The organism is Streptomyces gossypii, assembly GCF_025165795.1.
GTDB classification, from domain to species: Bacteria; Actinomycetota; Actinomycetes; order Streptomycetales; family Streptomycetaceae; genus Streptomyces; species Streptomyces gossypii.
Window position 1 is genome coordinate 292,160 of record NZ_JAJAGO010000004.1, and the last position, 15,869, is coordinate 308,028.

Annotated in this window: 14 protein-coding genes and 1 riboswitch; of the genes, 7 read left to right on the forward strand and 7 right to left on the reverse strand. The window is 73.0% G+C overall.

What is annotated here, in order from left to right; genetic code table 11:
- Positions 1-47: 47 nt before the first annotated feature.
- The 5 genes from LHJ74_RS10465 to LHJ74_RS10485 form a co-directional block, all read right to left on the reverse strand.
- The gene (locus LHJ74_RS10465; RefSeq protein WP_260217628.1) at positions 48-1,307 is read right to left on the reverse strand and encodes an NAD(P)/FAD-dependent oxidoreductase; all 1,260 of its coding nucleotides are present in this window, start codon (positions 1,305-1,307) and stop codon (positions 48-50) included.
- Positions 1,308-1,455: 148 nt separating this feature from the next.
- A complete protein-coding gene (locus LHJ74_RS10470) occupies positions 1,456-2,871 on the reverse strand; it encodes a deoxyguanosinetriphosphate triphosphohydrolase (protein WP_260217629.1) in 1,416 nt (471 codons plus the stop codon).
- An 88-nt stretch (positions 2,872-2,959) separates the two neighbouring features.
- Positions 2,960-3,766, reverse strand: a complete 807-nt coding sequence (locus LHJ74_RS10475) for a sirohydrochlorin chelatase (protein WP_375546713.1) — start codon at positions 3,764-3,766, stop codon at positions 2,960-2,962.
- A 118-nt stretch (positions 3,767-3,884) separates the two neighbouring features.
- Complete coding sequence (locus LHJ74_RS10480) at positions 3,885-4,028, reverse strand: DUF6126 family protein (RefSeq protein WP_260217630.1); 144 nt, start codon at positions 4,026-4,028, stop codon at positions 3,885-3,887.
- A gap of 7 nt (positions 4,029-4,035) precedes the next feature.
- Complete coding sequence (locus LHJ74_RS10485; RefSeq protein WP_260217631.1) at positions 4,036-4,710, reverse strand: helix-turn-helix domain-containing protein; 675 nt, start codon at positions 4,708-4,710, stop codon at positions 4,036-4,038.
- 171 nt (positions 4,711-4,881) lie between these two features.
- Here LHJ74_RS10485 and LHJ74_RS10490 point away from each other — a divergent pair, with 171 nt between their 5' ends.
- A complete protein-coding gene (locus tag LHJ74_RS10490; protein WP_260217633.1) occupies positions 4,882-7,242 on the forward strand; it encodes a molybdopterin oxidoreductase family protein in 2,361 nt (786 codons plus the stop codon).
- Positions 7,243-7,244: 2 nt separating this feature from the next.
- Here the strand turns inward: LHJ74_RS10490 and cutA are convergent, their stop codons facing one another.
- Complete coding sequence (gene cutA, locus LHJ74_RS10495; protein WP_260217635.1) at positions 7,245-7,586, reverse strand: divalent-cation tolerance protein CutA; 342 nt, start codon at positions 7,584-7,586, stop codon at positions 7,245-7,247.
- A gap of 77 nt (positions 7,587-7,663) precedes the next feature.
- Here cutA and LHJ74_RS10500 point away from each other — a divergent pair, with 77 nt between their 5' ends.
- Positions 7,664-8,065 carry a VOC family protein gene (locus LHJ74_RS10500; RefSeq protein WP_260217636.1) on the forward strand — a complete coding sequence of 134 codons (402 nt, stop codon included), beginning with the start codon at positions 7,664-7,666 and terminating at the stop codon, positions 8,063-8,065.
- Between the two features lie 63 nt (positions 8,066-8,128).
- Here the strand turns inward: LHJ74_RS10500 and LHJ74_RS10505 are convergent, their stop codons facing one another.
- Entirely contained in the window at positions 8,129-8,821 is a 693-nt protein-coding gene (locus LHJ74_RS10505; protein ID WP_260217637.1) for a helix-turn-helix transcriptional regulator, read from the reverse strand.
- Positions 8,822-8,925: 104 nt separating this feature from the next.
- On the opposite strand from LHJ74_RS10505, the gene LHJ74_RS10510 reads away from it, so the two are divergent.
- The 5 genes from LHJ74_RS10510 to LHJ74_RS10530 all read left to right on the forward strand — a co-directional run bounded on the left by LHJ74_RS10510 (position 8,926) and on the right by LHJ74_RS10530 (position 15,767).
- Positions 8,926-9,246 (forward strand): cupin domain-containing protein, encoded by a 321-nt coding sequence (locus LHJ74_RS10510; protein ID WP_260217638.1) that lies wholly within the window; start codon positions 8,926-8,928, stop codon positions 9,244-9,246.
- Between the two features lie 151 nt (positions 9,247-9,397).
- Complete coding sequence (locus tag LHJ74_RS10515; RefSeq protein WP_260217639.1) at positions 9,398-10,798, forward strand: NAD(P)/FAD-dependent oxidoreductase; 1,401 nt, start codon at positions 9,398-9,400, stop codon at positions 10,796-10,798.
- Positions 10,785-13,391 carry a nitrite reductase large subunit NirB gene (gene nirB / locus LHJ74_RS10520; RefSeq protein ID WP_260217640.1) on the forward strand — a complete coding sequence of 869 codons (2,607 nt, stop codon included), beginning with the start codon at positions 10,785-10,787 and terminating at the stop codon, positions 13,389-13,391. Before LHJ74_RS10515 ends, nirB begins: the two co-directional genes overlap by 14 nt.
- Positions 13,388-13,777 (forward strand): nitrite reductase small subunit NirD, encoded by a 390-nt coding sequence (gene nirD / locus LHJ74_RS10525; RefSeq protein WP_260217641.1) that lies wholly within the window; start codon positions 13,388-13,390, stop codon positions 13,775-13,777. Before nirB ends, nirD begins: the two co-directional genes overlap by 4 nt.
- Before the next feature lie 504 nt (positions 13,778-14,281).
- A riboswitch (cyclic di-AMP (ydaO/yuaA leader) is annotated at positions 14,282-14,467 on the forward strand.
- Between the two features lie 4 nt (positions 14,468-14,471).
- Positions 14,472-15,767, forward strand: a complete 1,296-nt coding sequence (locus tag LHJ74_RS10530; RefSeq protein ID WP_260217642.1) for a transglycosylase family protein — start codon at positions 14,472-14,474, stop codon at positions 15,765-15,767.
- Positions 15,768-15,869: the final 102 nt, after the last annotated feature.

Genomic DNA, 15,869 nt, shown 5'->3' on the forward strand with positions numbered 1-15,869 from the left:
GGGACCGGCGCCCGCTCGGCGGCGGCGGCAGGGCACCTGGCGGGCTCTCAGGACAGCAGTGATTCCAACGGGACCTCCGGGTCACCGAGCGCCCGCAGGTCGACCGCCCGGCCGGAGCGGATCAGCTCCTGGATCGGGCCGGTGACATCCCAGACGTTGCAGTTGAGCCCGGCCAGCACGCGGTCACCGCTCAGCCAGAAGGCGATGAACTCCCGCTTGCCGACATCGCCGCGGCACAGCACCTGGTCGTACGAGCCCGGCGGCGCATACCCCGAGTATTCGAGCCCCACGTCGTACTGGTCGGAGAAGAAGTACGGCACCCGGTCATAGCGCACCTCCTTCCCCAGCATCGCGCGCGCCGCCGCCGGGCCGGTGTTCAGCGCGTTGGCCCAGTGCTCGACCCGCAGCCGGGTGTGGAGCACCGGATGCTCCACGGACGCCACGTCGCCCGCCGCGAAGATGTCCGGGTCGCTGGTGCGCAGCGAGGCGTCCACCGCGATGCCGCCGCCCGGCCGCTCCGCGAGCACCAGCCCGGCCGCCTCGGCGAGTCCGGTGCGGGGCGCTGCGCCGATGGCCGCGAGCACGTCATGCGCGGGGTGTTCGGTGCCGTCGTCCGTGTGGGCGGCCTGCACCACACCGGCGTGCCCGGCGATCTCGGTCAGCCGGGCCCCGAAGTGGAAGCGCACCCCGTGCTCCCGGTGCAGGTCGGCGAAGAGGGAGCCCAGCTCGGCGCCGAGCACGGTGTGCAGCGGGGTGGGCGCCGGCTCCACGATGGTGACCTCGGCGCCGTACCCGCGGGCCGCCGCGGCCACCTCCAGCCCGATCCAGCCCGCTCCGGCGATCACCAGATGGCCGTTCTCCCGGCCGCGCGCGGCGAGCACGCCCCGCAGCCGGTCGGCGTGCGCGAGCCTGCGCAGATGGTGGACTCCGGCGAGGCCGGTGCCGGGGATGTCGAGCCTGCGCGGCTCGGCGCCGGTGGTGAGGAGCAGCGTGTCGTAGTGGATGCTGGTGCCGTCACCCAGCCGTACGGACTTGGCCTCCCGGTTGATGTGGACGGCGGGCTGCCCGAGGTGCAGCTCGATCTCGGCGCTCGCGTACCAGGCGGGCTCGTGGACGAAGACGCTGCTGCGTTCGTCGGTGCCGATGAGGTAGCCCTTGGAGAGCGGGGGTCGCTCGTATGGGTGGTCGCGTTCGTCGCCGATCAGGATGACGCGGCCGCTGAAGCCCTCCGCGCGCAGGGTTTCCGCGGCCTTGGCTCCGGCCAGGCCACCGCCGACGATGACGAACGTACGATGTGCGTCGACCACTTGATGCCTCCTCGCTGACACGCTGTCCCCCGGCGTTTACCCATACCCGTCAACAGGGAGCGTCCCGCATCGTCTCTGCTGCGGGAAGAGGCAAAGGAGTGGAGTGCGGGCCGTGGTACGGAAGACGCTGCCGGGGGTGAGGCGCCCGCTACGCCCGTAGACCCCGCGTGGGCCGGGTGAGACGGGCGTGCAGGGCGCGCGCCGAGGCGTCGGTCAGCGAACCGATCTGGTCGACGAGGACGCGCAGCGCGGCCGCCTCGCCGGGCGCCTCCTCGTACAGGGCGCGGAACTGCGGATCGAGCCCGTGCGGCGCCCGGCGCACCAGCGCGTCGGCCAGCTCGGCGAGCACGATCCGCTGCTCGCCCCGCAGGCGCTCCTGGTCGGGACGCTGCATGACGAAGCGGTCGGCGACCGCCTTGAGGACGGCGCACTCCAGCCGTACCCCGCGCGGGACCACCAGTTCGGCGGCGTACCGGGTGAGCCTGCCGGTCCCGTACGCGGCCCGGGTGGCGCCCTCGGCGGCGAGGCAGAAGCGGCCGATGAGCTGGCTGGCGGCGTCCTTCAGCCGGGCCTGCGAGAGGGCGGTACCGTCGTAGCCGTGCGGCCACCACTCCTGGGCGAGCAGCCGGTCGAGCGCGGCGGCCAGCTCCTCGGGCCCGGCGTCGTGGGCGTAGCGGCCGGCGGCGACGGCGAAGATCTCCCTGCGCTCGGGCTCCGCGAGCAGTGCGCCGGGGTCGAGGTGACCGGCGTGCAGTCCGTCCTCGACATCGTGCACCGAATACGCGACATCGTCGGACCAGTCCATCACCTGGGCCTCGAAGCAGCGCCGGGTGCCGGGAGCGCCGCGGCGGAACCAGGAGAAGACGGCAAGATCGTCCTCGTAGACGCCGAACTTGGGCGATCCGGCGTCATCCGGGCAGCCGCCGAGCGGCCAGGGGTATTTGGTCGCGGCGTCGAGCGCGGCACGGGTGAGGTTGAGCCCGACGCTCACCGGACGGTCGTCGGCGGCCTCGGCGGTGGCAGCGTCGTCGGCGACGGGGGCGGCGGTCGAGCCGGTGCCGGCTGTCGCGTTCGCGGCGACAAAGCGCTTCGGCTCCAGCCGGGAGAGCAGCCGCAGTGACTGCGCGTTGCCCTCGAAGCCGCCGCAGGGCCCGGCGATCCGGCTCAGCTCCTGCTCGCCGTTGTGGCCGAACGGCGGATGCCCGAGGTCGTGCGCGAGGCAGGCGACCTCGACCAGGTCGGGATCGCAGCCCAGTGCGGCGCCCAGCTCCCGGCCGACCTGCGCGCATTCGAGGGAGTGGGTGAGCCGGGTGCGGGGACTGGCGTCCCAGGCGCTGGAGTGCGGATCGCCCGGCCCCTCCCAGGCCGGCGGAGCGGCGGAGACCACCTGGGTCTTGCCCGCCAGGCGGCGCAGTGCGGCCGAGTGGAGCACCCGCGCACGGTCGCGCTGGAAGGCGGTGCGGCCCGGCCGCTTGTCCGGTTCGGGCGCCCAGCGCTCGGCGTCCTCGGGGTCGTACGGTCCGGCGCTGCCGCCGGTGCGTTCCGTGCCGTGGGTGCCGTGCATACGCCGACCGTACGCCGCGGGCCGCAGTCCGCGTACGACCACGGTGGCTCCGTGCACCACGGCGCGCGTGCGGCGGCCGTCGGGTGGTTCAGTGCCGCTGCGCGACGGCCAGGCCGTCGCCTCGTACGCTGCTCGCCGCCTCGTCGTAACGGTGCAGCACGAGGCGGGCCAGTGCCGGATGCGCGCCCAGCGGTGCGGCGGTGAGGCCCGGCGCCTCCCGCGTGCAGCGGGCGGCGAAGAGGCCGGGAGCGGTGAAGTAGGAGGCCAGCGCGATACGGCGGTGACCGCGCTCGCGCAGCCGCGCGACCGCCTCACCGACCGTGGGCGAGGCGGCGGAGGCGTAGCCCGGCAGCACCGGGACGCCGCCCAGCCGGGCACTGAGCAGTGCGGCCATCCGGTTCGCGTCGACGGCCGAGTCCGGGTCGCGGGAGCCCGCGGCGGCGAGGACCACCGCGTCAAAGGCGGACCCGCGACCCGTCTCGCGCAGCCGGTCGCGGAGCACCTCGGCCAGCAGCGGGTGCGGTCCCAGCGGCGCGGCCAGCCCGGTGGCCTGCCGGGGAGCGGCTGCCATCGCGTCGGGCAGGTCCTGTCGTACGTGGTAGCCGCGTCCGAGGAGGAGAGGGACGAGGATCGCGCGTCCGCCGCGCGGCAGCGCCGCCAGCGTGTCGCCCAGCAGCGGCGCGTTCAGCTCGATGTGGCCCAGCTCCACCCGGAGTCCGGGCCGCCGGGCCCGCACCGCCGCCAGCAGCGCGGTGACGGTGCGCAGCGCCTCCGGCTCACGGGAGCCGTGCGCCACGGCGACCAGGGTGGGAGGCGCGGCGGAGGCGGGGAACGGGGAGTCGTCGTGGGTGGAGCCGTGGCTGGTGGAGTCGCGGCTCGCCTGGGTACGGGTCACGCAAGGACCCTGGCACCCGGCCGTTGCCGCCGCGTTGCCCGCGCGTAACGACGCGTTGCCGCCCGCTCCCCCGCCGCGGTGCCCAGCGGTGAGTACCACGCTGGGGACCGGACAGGCCCTACTCCGCGCCGCCCAGGGCGAACAGCAGATAGAGGAAGCCCGCGATGAAGTGGCCCGCGATCAGGTAGGCGAACAGCCGCAGGGCCAAGCCTCGGGGGAAGCGCCCCTCGCCACGCTCGCGGCCCGTCGTTTCCTTGGCCATGACTTTGTCACGCCTCCGTTCCGGGTCGGTGCAGACGCTGGGGTGCCGCGCCGAGGCAGAGTTCGGCGGCGCTGCTGCGCAGCAGGGTGTGGACGAAGAGGAGGTCGACGCCGTGCGCCGTCGCCGCGGTGATCCGGTGCGGGGTGCGGGAGTCGAAGTGCGCCGAGTCCCCTGGCGCCAGCAGGTGCTCGGCTTCGCCCAGCGCCAGCCTCAGCTCGCCCGCGAGCACGTACAGCCACTCCTCCCCCGGATGGATCCGTACGAGATCGTTCTGCGCTCCGGCCGGTACGTGCACCCGCAGCGCCTGCATCGCCCGGCCGGAGCCGCCCGCCTGCCGGTAGACCCAGCCGTCGGCCTCGGCCGCTTCGGCACGGGCGGCGCGGATCACCGGCTCCCGCTCCGGGGGCGCCTCGCCGAGCAGATCGGAGACGGTCGTACCGTATGTACGGGCCAGCGTGAGCAGCATGGGCAGCGACGGCTGGCGGTGCCCGGTCTCCAGCCGGGAAAGATGCGCGGGCGAGAGCCCCACTCGGCGTGCCGCGGTCTCCAGAGTCAGGCCGCTGCCGCGCCGCAGTTCGTGCAGCCGGGGCCCGACGGAGGGCGAGGACGGCGGAGGCGGAGCGGTAACCGGGGGCTCGGGCGGCGGAAGCGGCGGCGGCTCCTGCTCGGGGTCGGATGCCATGCTCACATTGAGGCAGAGCCTGTACCTCCGGGGCAAATTCTTTGCCTGTGAGGCAAAAAAAGCCTCCGTTCCGTAGCTCACGGCTCGCGGACGACCGGGCTGAGGCAGGTTTGCCAGACGTGTAACCCGAACGGGCAGCAGCGCGTAACACACTCGGCACATACTGACCGCATGTCACATATACCCCAGGGCGCCACCTCGACGCCCGACCTTACCGAGACGCACTGTCCGTACTGCTCGCTGCAGTGCGGAATGAATCTCCAGCCGGTCACGGACGACGACACAGAGCTCCCTGGCGGCCCTGACATCCCCGCCCCCACCAGCATCGTGGACGGCACCGGCCGCCCCCAGGTGCTGCTCAAGGTCACCCGCCGCGCCGACTTCCCGGTGAACCGTGGCGCCCTGTGCACCAAGGGCCACAGCGCCCCCACCCTGCTCTCCTCCCCCTCCCGCCTCACCGGCCCGCTGGTCCGCGACCGCGTCGGCGGGAAGCTGCGCCCGGCGGGCTGGGCGGAGGCTCTCGACCGTGCGGCCGCCGGCCTCTCCCGCACCCGCGCGGCCCACGGCTCCGACGCGGTCGGGGTGTTCGGCGGCGGCGGGCTGACCAACGAGAAGGCGTATCTGCTGGGGAAGTTCGCCCGCCTGGTGCTGGGCACCTCGCAGATCGACTACAACGGACGTTTCTGCATGTCCTCGGCCGCCGCCGCGAGCAATCTCGCCTTCGGACTGGACCGGGGCATGCCCTTTCCGCTGGCGGACATCCCGCGCACGGGCTGTGTCATCCTCGTCGGCTCCAACCTTGCCGAGACGATGCCGCCCGCCCTGCGCTACTTCACCGAACTGCGGAAGAACGGCGGCAAGCTGATCGTCGTCGACCCGCGCCGCACCAAGACCGCCGCCCAGGCCGACCTGCACCTCGCTCCCCGCCCCGGCACGGACCTCGCCCTGGCACTGGGCCTGCTGCATCTGGTGGTCGCCGAGGGGCGGACGGACCAGAAGTTCATCGACACCCGTACGACCGGCTGGCCCGAGGCGCGCAGCGCCGCCATGGCGCACTGGCCGGAACTGGTGGAGCGCATCACCGGAGTACCGCTGCCCGCCCTGCGCGAGGCCGTCGCGCTCTTCTGCGACGCCGCCTCCTCGATGGTGCTCACCGCCCGCGGCCCGGAGCAGCAGGCGAAGGGCACGGACACGGTGGGGGCCTGGATCAACCTGTGCCTGGCCACCGGCCGCGCGGGCCGCCCGTACTCCGGCTACGGATGTCTGACCGGGCAGGGAAACGGCCAGGGCGGCCGGGAACACGGCCAGAAGGCCGACCAGTTGCCCGGTTACCGCAAGCTGACCGATCCAGCCGCCCGCGCACATGTCGCGGGGGTGTGGGGGGTCGACCCGGACTCGCTCCCTGGGCCGGGGCGCAGCGCGTACGAGCTGCTCGACGCGCTCGGCGGCGACGGGGACCCGGGTGCGGGCGCGGGCGCCGATGCTGACGAGAACGGCAACGGCAACGGCTCGGACGGCGCCGACCGGGTGAGCGAGGACGAACGCGTAAGAGCGCTGCTGCTGATGGGCTCCAACCCGGTCGTCTCCGCCCCCCGCGCCGCCCACGTCGAAGCGCGCATCCGCTCGCTGGACTTCCTGGTGGTGGCGGACGTCGTCCTCTCCGAGACGGCGGCGCTCGCCGATGTGGTCCTCCCGGTGACCCAGTGGGCGGAGGAGACGGGGACCATGACCAATCTGGAGGGCCGGGTGCTGCTGCGGCGCCGTGCGGTCGAGCCACCGGCCGGCGTACGTACGGATCTGGAGGTGCTGCACGCCCTCGCCGCGCGGCTGGGATGGGAGAAGGGGTTCCCCAGTGATCCGGAGGAGGTCTTCGACGAGCTGCGGCGTGCCTCGGCGGGCGGGCTCGCGGACTATTCGGGAATCACCTACCGGCGCATCGCCGAGGGCGACGGCCTGTTCTGGCCCTGCCCGGAGACCCCGGTGACGGGCGTCCCCGCGCACGGAGCGGCGGCGGCTCCGGACGGTGCGGGAGCGACCGCCGGACACCAGGGGACGCCACGGCTCTTCCTGGAACGGTTCGCCACCGCCGACGGCCGTGCGCGCTTCGCCCCGGTGACCCACCGTCCGGCGGCCGAGGAGCCGGACGCCGACTATCCCGTCCGCCTCACCACCGGCCGGGTCATGGCCCAGTACCAGTCCGGTGCCCAGACCCGCCGGATCGACTCGCTCAACAACGCCGCCCCCGGCCCCTTCGTCCAGCTGCACCCCCATCTCGCCGAACGGGTGGGCGCGGTGGAGGGGGCACCGCTAGCGGTGGTGTCGCGCCGGGGCCGGGCGGTGGGCCCGGCCCGCATCTCCGCCGACATCCGGGCTGACACCGTCTTCATGCCCTTCCACTGGCCGGGCGAGGGCCGCGTCAACACGGTCACCAACCCGGCGCTGGACCCGACTTCGGGCATGCCGGAGTTCAAGGTCTGCGCGGTCCGGCTGGAGCCGGTTCTGCCCGCTGCGGCCCCGGATTCCGCCCAGTAGCGTCAGGAGGGGCGGGGCGGAGTCGTCTCCTCGGCCACCCAGGCGAGGTAGTCCGGCGTTCCGTGGGTCACAGGGGTGGCGATGATCTCCGGAACGTCGTAGTCGTGCGCCTCGCGCAGACAGGTCTGCAACGCTTCGTACCGGGCGGCGGTCGTCTTGAGCAGCACCTGCCACTCGCGGTCCGTCTGGAGGGCGCCCTGCCAGCGGTAGACGGAGGTCACCGGCCCGTTGATCTGGGCGCAGGCGGCGACGCCCCGCTCCACCGCCACCCGGGCGAGCGCCTCCGCCCGCTCCGCGCTGCCGGTCGTTGTCAGTACGGTCAGAATCTCGTGGGTCTCGGCCATGGAGTCACCCTAATGAGGCGGTGCGCACGGCCGATTCGTTCAAGACCGGCGGCGGCGGTGCGCCTAGCGTTGCGGGCATGGCAACTCACGCACCTCGTTTTGACCTCGTCGGAATGGTGACGGCCGACATGGCCGCCGCCCTCGCCTTCTACCGCCGTCTGGGCCTGGAAATCCCGGCCGAGGCGGACACCGAGCCGCATGTCGAGGCCACCGTCCCCGGCGGGGTGCGGCTGGCCTGGGACCACGTCGACGTCATCCGGTCCATGTACCCCAACTGGGAGCTGCCTCGGGGGGAGGGCCGGATCGGGCTCGCCTTCCTGTGCGACGGGCCCTCGCACGTCGACGCGGTGTACGCGGAGCTGACCGGGGCCGGCTACCGGGGAGCGAAGGAGCCCTGGGACGCCTTCTGGGGACAGCGCTACGCGGTGGTGTACGACCCGGACGGCAACGAGGTCAGCCTCTTCGCCCGGCTCCCCTGACCCGCCCCCCTGAACCCCTCGCCCGAACTCCCTGGCCCGAACGTGCCCGCCTGGATGCGCTCCTCACCGCGAAGCCAGCAGCTGCGTGAGCGGCAGGCCCGTCAGCGCCTTGATCTCGCGGGCGAGGTGCGGCTGGTCCGCGTACCCGGCGGCCAGCGCCACCTCCGCAGGCGGGCGGCCCGCCCGCGCCAGCACCAGGGCCCGCCGCATGCGCAGCACCCGCGCCAGCGTCTTGGGCCCATAGCCGAACGCGTCCAGCGCCCGGCGGTGCAGCTGGCGCGTACTGAGCCCGGCCGCCTGCGCGAGCTCCGCCACGGAACTGCCCTGCCGTACGCCACGGAGCACCGTCTCGCGCACCGCGTCGTGTGCCGGATCCGGGCGCAGAAGCGGGCTGGCCAGCTGCTCCAGCAGGGCCGCCGGGTCGGCCGACTCGGCGGCCCGCTCCGTCAGCCGCCGCACCTGGGCGCCCGGCCACAGGGCGTCGAGGGGGACCCGACGGTCACGCAGTTCGTGTGCCGGGACGCCCAGCACCGACGGTCCGGTGCCGGGGGCGAAGCGCAGGCCGGTCCAGCTGCGTCCGGGCGCAGCGGCGTCGACATGGGGCCCGGTGTCGGGCCCGGCGACCAGGAATCCGTCGCTCCAGATGAGATCCATGCACCCGTCGGGCAGTACCCGTGACTCCGTGGCGCCGACCGCGCCCGACAGTGACCAGAGCACCGCGCCGCCGCCCAGCCGGGCGGGCCGTTCCTCGTACATGTGCCCCAGGATGCCGCACGCGCCGTAGGCGACCTCGCGCGGACCGGCTCCGCTTTGGCGCCGCCCCGGCTTGCCAACGTGCGACGGTGGGCGACGATGGACACATGAGCGACATCATCCGGCTCGCGGAAGATCATCTGGCCCGGGCAAGGGACGACCCGCACGGGCGCAGCGCGGAACTCGTCGTGCACGACGGCCCGCTACGGCAGACCGTGATCGCGCTCTCCTGCGGCGCCGTGCTCGAAGAGCACAACGCGCCCCCGGCGGCCGGGGTGCATGTGCTGCGCGGGCTCGTGCGGCTCACGGGGCCGGCGGCGAACCGGGAACTGGGCGCGGGCGAGGTGCAGAGCATCCCCCGGGAGCGGCACGGGCTGGAGGCGCTGGACGATTCCGTGGTGCTGCTGACCACGGTGACCGGCATCTGAGCGCCCGGCACATCCCGCAGGTCAGCCACGTCCGGGCCCCGGGGTCCACGTCGCGGGCTCACAGCGCGGTGCGGCCCGGGCTGAGGTCGGTGTTGCGGACGGGAAACACGAGGGATGCCCGCGAGTAACAGCAGTAGCGCAGACTGCTGCCATGAGCGGTACTCAGCGTGTGGTGGTGATCGGCGGCGGCATGGCGGCCGCCCGGCTGGAGTCACGGCTGGGCGGCGGCGTGGAGCTGACCGTGATCGGCGAGGAGCAGCACCCGGCCTATAACAGGGTGCTGCTCGCCGAGGTGCTCTCGGGGCGGTACGCGCCCGAGGTGATCGCCCTGCCGGAGCGGCCCGGTACGCGGCGGCTGCGGGGCGTGCGGGCGGTCCGTGTCGACCGCGCGGAGCGGGTGGTGCGGTGTGCCGACGGCAGTGTGGTCGGCTACGACACGTTGGTGCTGGCGACCGGATCCCGGCCGGTGCTGCCGCCGCTGCGCGGGCTCTGGACCGGCCCGACCGTATGCGGCACGGCGGGCGGCGCGGCGGATGGCGCGGCGGATGGCGGCGCGGCTGACGATGACGAACTGCCCGGCGGCGTCCACCCGTTCCGCACCCTCGACGACTGTCTCGCCCTGGGCCGCGCCGCCCGCGAGGGCCTCCGCGCCGTCGTCATCGGCGGTGGCCTGCTCGGGGTCTCAGCCGCGCGTGCGCTGGCCCGGCGGGGCGCCCATGTCGTCCTGACCCAGCAGGGCGAGCATCTGATGGAGCGCCAGCTCGACCCGGAGGCGGCTCGGTTGCTCCGCCGGCATCTGGAAGAGCTGGGCGTCGAGGTGCACACGGAATGCCGCGTCCGCGGGCTGCTCACCCGGCGGCCCGAACGTGCCGCGCCCCGTGCCGTGAAGGCCGTCACGCTCGCCGACGGCTACCGCCTCGACTGCGAACTCGTCGTCCTCGCCTGCGGCGTACGCCCCGCCACCGGGCTGGCGCGGGTGGCCGGACTGCGGGTCGGGCGCGGCGTGGTCGTCGACGACCAGCTGCGCACCAGCGACCCGAGGATCTTCGCCATCGGCGACTGCGCCGAGCACGACGGGACCGTCTACGGGCTCGCCGGAGCCGCGCAGGACCAAGCGGACACGGTGGCCGCCGTGTTGAACGCCGGGGCCGGACACCGGGCGGGGTGCGAGACGCCGCCCCGCTACAGCGGCACCCGTGCGCTCACCCGGCTGACCCTGGCGGCTCAGCCCGCCGCGCCCCTCCCGCCGTCCGCCCCGGCCACCGCCGCGCCCGCCGTCCCGGCCCCCGCACAACTGCCCCTGGACCTCGCCTCGTTCGGTGAGACCGAAGCACAGCCGGACGACGACGTCGTCCGGCTCACCGATGCCACCCGCAGCGTCTACCGCAAGGTGATCGTCCGTGGCGACCGCCTCGTGGGCGGCATCCTCCTCGGCGACCTCGGCAGCGTCGGCGCGGTCGCCCAGACCTGGGAGGGCGACGAACCACTGTCCTCCGCGCCCTTGATCCATCTGCTCACCAACGACGGAGGCCACTTCGATGTCCACACCTGAGACGATCGTGCTGGTCGGCCACGGCATGGTCGGCCAGCGTTTCCTCGAAGCCCTCGCCGACCACGGAGTCACCCGCCGGGCACGCGTCATCGTGCTCTGCGAGGAGCCGCGCCCCGCCTACGACCGGGTGAAGCTCACCTCCTACTTCTCGGGCGCCACACCTGAGGAACTCACCCTTGCCGACGAGGACTTCATGTCCCGGCACGGCATCGAAACGCATCTCGGCGACGCCGCCGCCACGCTGGACCGCACCGCACGCACCGTCACCACCCTGAGCGGCAGCCGCTTCCACTACGACACGCTCGTCCTCGCCACCGGCTCGTACCCCTTCGTGCCGCCGGTGCCCGGCAGGGACAGCGAGGGCTGCTTCGTCTACCGCACGATCGAGGACCTGCTCGCCATCGAGTCGTACGCGCAGACCGCCCGCACCGGTGCGGTCGTCGGCGGCGGGCTGCTCGGCCTGGAGGCGGCGGGAGCACTGCAGGGCCTGGGCCTGGACACCCATGTTGTCGAGTTCAGCCCCCGGTTGATGTCGATCCAGGTGGACGAGGGCGGCGGCGCCGCGCTGCGCCGCAAGATCGAGGGCATGGGCATCCAGGTGCACACGGGTGTCGGCGGCCAGGAGGTCATCGCCGGTGAGGACGGCAGGGTGCGTTCCCTGCTGCTGTCCGACGGCTCCAAGGTCGCCACCGATCTGGTGATCTTCTCCGCCGGGATCCGCCCGCGCGACCAGCTCGCCCGCGAGGCCGGGCTCACCACCGGCGAGCGTGGCGGCATCGTCATCGACGAGCGGTGCCGCACCAGCGACCCGAACACCTTCGCCATCGGCGAATGCGCGAAGGCGGTGGACGGCATGGTCTACGGACTGGTCGCGCCCGGCTACGAGATGGCGGAGACGGCCGCCGCCGCGATAGCCGACTCGCTCGGCGGCGAGGTCGGCCGGCCGGGCTTCACCGGTGCCGACACCTCCACCAAGCTGAAGCTCCTCGGCGTAGACGTCGCCTCCTTCGGTGACGCGCTCGGCACGGCCGACGGCGCGCTGGACGTCCTCTACTCCGACTCCCGCGCCGGTGTCTACAAGAAGCTGGTCGTCTCGCCGGACGGCGCGCTGCTCGGCGGTGTCCTCGTCGGTGACGCGGAGGCGTACGGCACGCTGCGCGCGCTCACCGGATCGGTGCCGCCCGTGCCGCCCGAGTCCCTGGTGCTGCCCGCGGGCATGGGGGCGCCCGCCGCGCTCGGGCCGACCGCGCTGCCGGACGAAGCGGTCATCTGCAGCTGCCACAATGTCCAAAAGGGCGCCGTACGGGCCGCCGTCACCGAGCACGAGTGCACGGACCTGCCCTCGGTCAAGAAGTGCACACGGGCGGGCACCGGCTGCGGAAGCTGCGTCAAGGTGCTCGGCCAGTTGATGGACGCGGAGCTGGAGGCGGGCGGCATCGCCGTCGACAAGGGTCTGTGCGGCTGCTTCTCGCACACCCGTGCCGAACTGTACGAGATCGTCCGCACCCTGCGGCTGACCACCTTCGCCGAGATCCTCGACTCGCAGGGCCGCCCCGAGGCCCGGCAGGGCGACGGCTGCGAGATCTGCAAGCCCGCCCTCGCCTCGGTGCTCGCCTCGCTCGCCCCCGCCCTCGGTTCCGGCGGCCATGTGCTCGACGGCGAACAGGCGGCCCTCCAGGACACCAACGACCACCATCTCGCCAACCTCCAGCGCAACGGCTCCTACTCGGTCGTGCCCCGGGTACCGGGCGGCGAGATCACCCCCGCGAAGCTGATCGTCATCGGTGAGGTGGCCCGGGACTTCGGGCTCTACACGAAGATCACCGGCGGGCAGCGCATCGACATGTTCGGCGCACGGGTGGATCAACTGCCCGCCATCTGGGCGCGGCTGGTGGACGCCGGCTTCGAGTCCGGGCACGCCTACGGCAAGTCGCTGCGCACCGTGAAGTCCTGCGTGGGCCAGACCTGGTGCCGCTACGGCGTACAGGACAGCGTGCGGATGGCGATCTCGCTGGAGCTGCGCTACCGCGGCCTGCGGGCGCCGCACAAGCTCAAGTCCGCCGTCTCCGGCTGCGCGCGCGAGTGCGCGGAGGCGATGGGCAAGGACTTCGGCGTGATCGCTACGGCGAGCGGCTGGAACCTCTACGTCGGCGGCAACGGCGGCGCCACTCCACGCCATGCGGACCTGCTCGCCCAGGACCTGTCGGACGCGGAGCTGGTCCGGCTCATCGACCGGTTCCTGATGTTCTACATCCGTACGGCGGACCGGCTGGAGCGCACCTCGACCTGGCTGGAGCGGATCGACGGCGGACTCGCCCACGTACGGGACGTGGTGGTGCACGACTCGCTCGGCCTCTGCGACGAGCTGGAGGAGCTGATGGCCGCCCATGTGGAGGGCTACCGCGACGAGTGGGCGGCGACCCTGGAGGACCCGGAGCGGCTCCAGCGGTTCGTCTCGTTCGTCAACGCGCCCGGCGCGCCCGACCCCTCCGTGCGGTTCGTCGCGGAGCGCGAGCAGATCAAGCCGGACCTCACGCTGCTGTCCGGCCCCGACATCCCCGTCCGCACCCTCGAAGGGACCTCCTCCCGATGACGACCGCCACCGCGTCGACGCCTGCCGCTACCGCCGGGGCCGTACTGGAGGTGGCGGCCGCCGGGAGCTGGCACCCGGTCTGCCCACCGTCCGCCCTTGTCGTGGGCCGCGGCGTCGCCGCCCTGCTGCCCGACGGCAGCCAGATCGCGCTGTTCGCCGACCGGGCGGGGCACACGTACGCGATCGCCAACCGTGACCCGTTCACCGGTGCCGAGGTGCTCTCCCGCGGCCTGCTCGGTTCGGCCGACGGCCGCGCCTTCGTCGCCTCACCGCTGCTGAAGCAGCGCTTCGAGCTGGCCACGGGCCGCTGCCTGGACGACGACGAGGTATCCGTACCGGTCTATCCGGTGCGCACGGTCACGGCGGCGCACCATAGCGCCAAGTAGCCCCGCGCCCTCGCCGCCGCCTCTGCCGCCCCCTGCCGCGGGGCGGCAGAGGCGTGCGTGCGGCAGGCTCCTGAGCCGTTCTGACGTGAAAGCCCGGGCACACGCAAGCCCTTGACGACGACTTGAGCTATTACGCCTATAGATTCCTTTAGTCCGTTTCACGCCTTTCAGTCCTTTCGAGGCAAATACTCTCGTCTGCGTCCGCGTGGTGACGCGACTAACAGAACCGGCCGCACCTGCGCGTCACGCACAGCCACACCCTCCTCCACTTGCGGTCAACTTGCCTGGCATGCGACGTACTTGGCGTTGCCGAAGCAAAGATCGAATTTACGGAGAGGTAACACCCCGCCGCACACCGTGCGGAGGAGCCGCTCGGAATCGCCTGATTCGACGCCCGGCAGGCGTCCCGTCCTTGCTGCGGCGATACGGGTGTGTTTTCGTGTCGAATCCCGCCGCACCTGCAGCGGGCCTCGCCGGGACGCCTAATCCTGCCGCCCGGCACAGGAGCCATCGTCACCGTCACGGCAGGAGCGGGGGACCCAGGTAAGCGCCGCGTCCTGCGCCTCACGGCGCACGGCACGGCTTGGGGTGAAGACACGCACGGTTCGGCCAGGTGCCGCACCCGCCCGTGTCCGGGCAACTCCAGCCCGAACCCGACAGCTCACCTCGCAGGCGTAGGAGAGGAAGCACCACTATGTCTGCACGCGGACGTCACCGCCGCCCCCGTACCCAACGCCTCACGCGCGCCGCGATCGCCCTCACCGCAGGCGGCGCGGGCATAGCCCTGCCCCTCCTCGGCGCGGGCAGCGCAAGCGCCGCCTCGGTCGACACCTGGGACAAGGTCGCCCAGTGCGAGTCCACCGGTAACTGGCAGATCAACAGCGGCAACGGCTACTTCGGTGGCCTCCAGTTCAGCCAGAGCACCTGGGAGGGCTTCGGCGGCACCGAGTACGCCGCCACCGCCGACCAGGCGACCAAGGCACAGCAGATAGCCGTCGCCGAGAAGGTACTGGCCGAGCAGGGCCCCGGCGCCTGGCCGTCCTGCGGCCCCAAGGCCGGACTCACCCAGAACAGCGGCGCCCCGGACGTCGACCCGGACGCCAAGAGCGAGGGCTCCGCCGACAGTGCGGACTCCGCCCCGGCCGCCGAGAAGGCCCCGGCCGCACCCGCCGCACCCGAGAAGAAGGCGCCCGCCAAGCAGGCAGCGCCCGCCAAGCAGGACTCGGCAAAGCAGGACTCCGGCAAGTCCGCCACCGACTACACCGTGGTCTCCGGCGACACCCTCTTCAAGATCGCCTCCGCCAACGGCGTCGACGGCGGCTGGGAGCGGGTCTACGAGGACAACCGCGAGGTCGTCGGGGACAACCCCGACCTGATCTACCCGGACCAGAAGCTCTCCCTCGACGGCAAGGCCGCGGCCCCCAAGGCCGAGACCTCCGCACAGCCGAAGGCCGAGCCCAAGCCGGAGCCCAAGCCCGAGGTGGAGAAGCAGGCCAAGGCCGCGCCCAAGGCGGAGACCAAGCCTGAGCCGAAGCCCGAGCCGAAGCAGGAGTCGGCCGCCCCGGCCGCCGAGCAGAGCAGCACCGGCGGCTTCCAGGCCCCGGTCAGCGGGGGCGTCAGCACCCAGTACGGCGTCGCGGGCAGCAGCTGGTCCAGCGGCCACCACACCGGCGCGGACTTCTCCGTCGGCACCGGCACCCCGGTCAAGGCCGTCAGCGACGGCACGATCGTCTCCGCGGGCTGGGGCGGCTCGTACGGCAACCAGGTCGTCATCAAGCACACCGACGGCAAGTACAGCCAGTACGGCCACCTCTCCTCCCTCTCGGTGTCGGCGGGTCAGACCGTCGGCGCGGGTGACCAGATCGGCCTGTCCGGCTCGACCGGCAACAGCACCGGCCCGCACCTGCACTTCGAGATCCGCACCGGCCCGGACTACGGCTCGGACATCGACCCGGTCGCCTACCTCCGCGCGAACGGCGTCAACCTCTGATCCCTCTCCCCTGAGCGATCACCAGACACCGAAGGGCGCCGCACCCCACCCAGGGAGCGCGGCGCCCTTCGGCGTCGCCGGGTTGGCAGCGGCCGGCTGTCA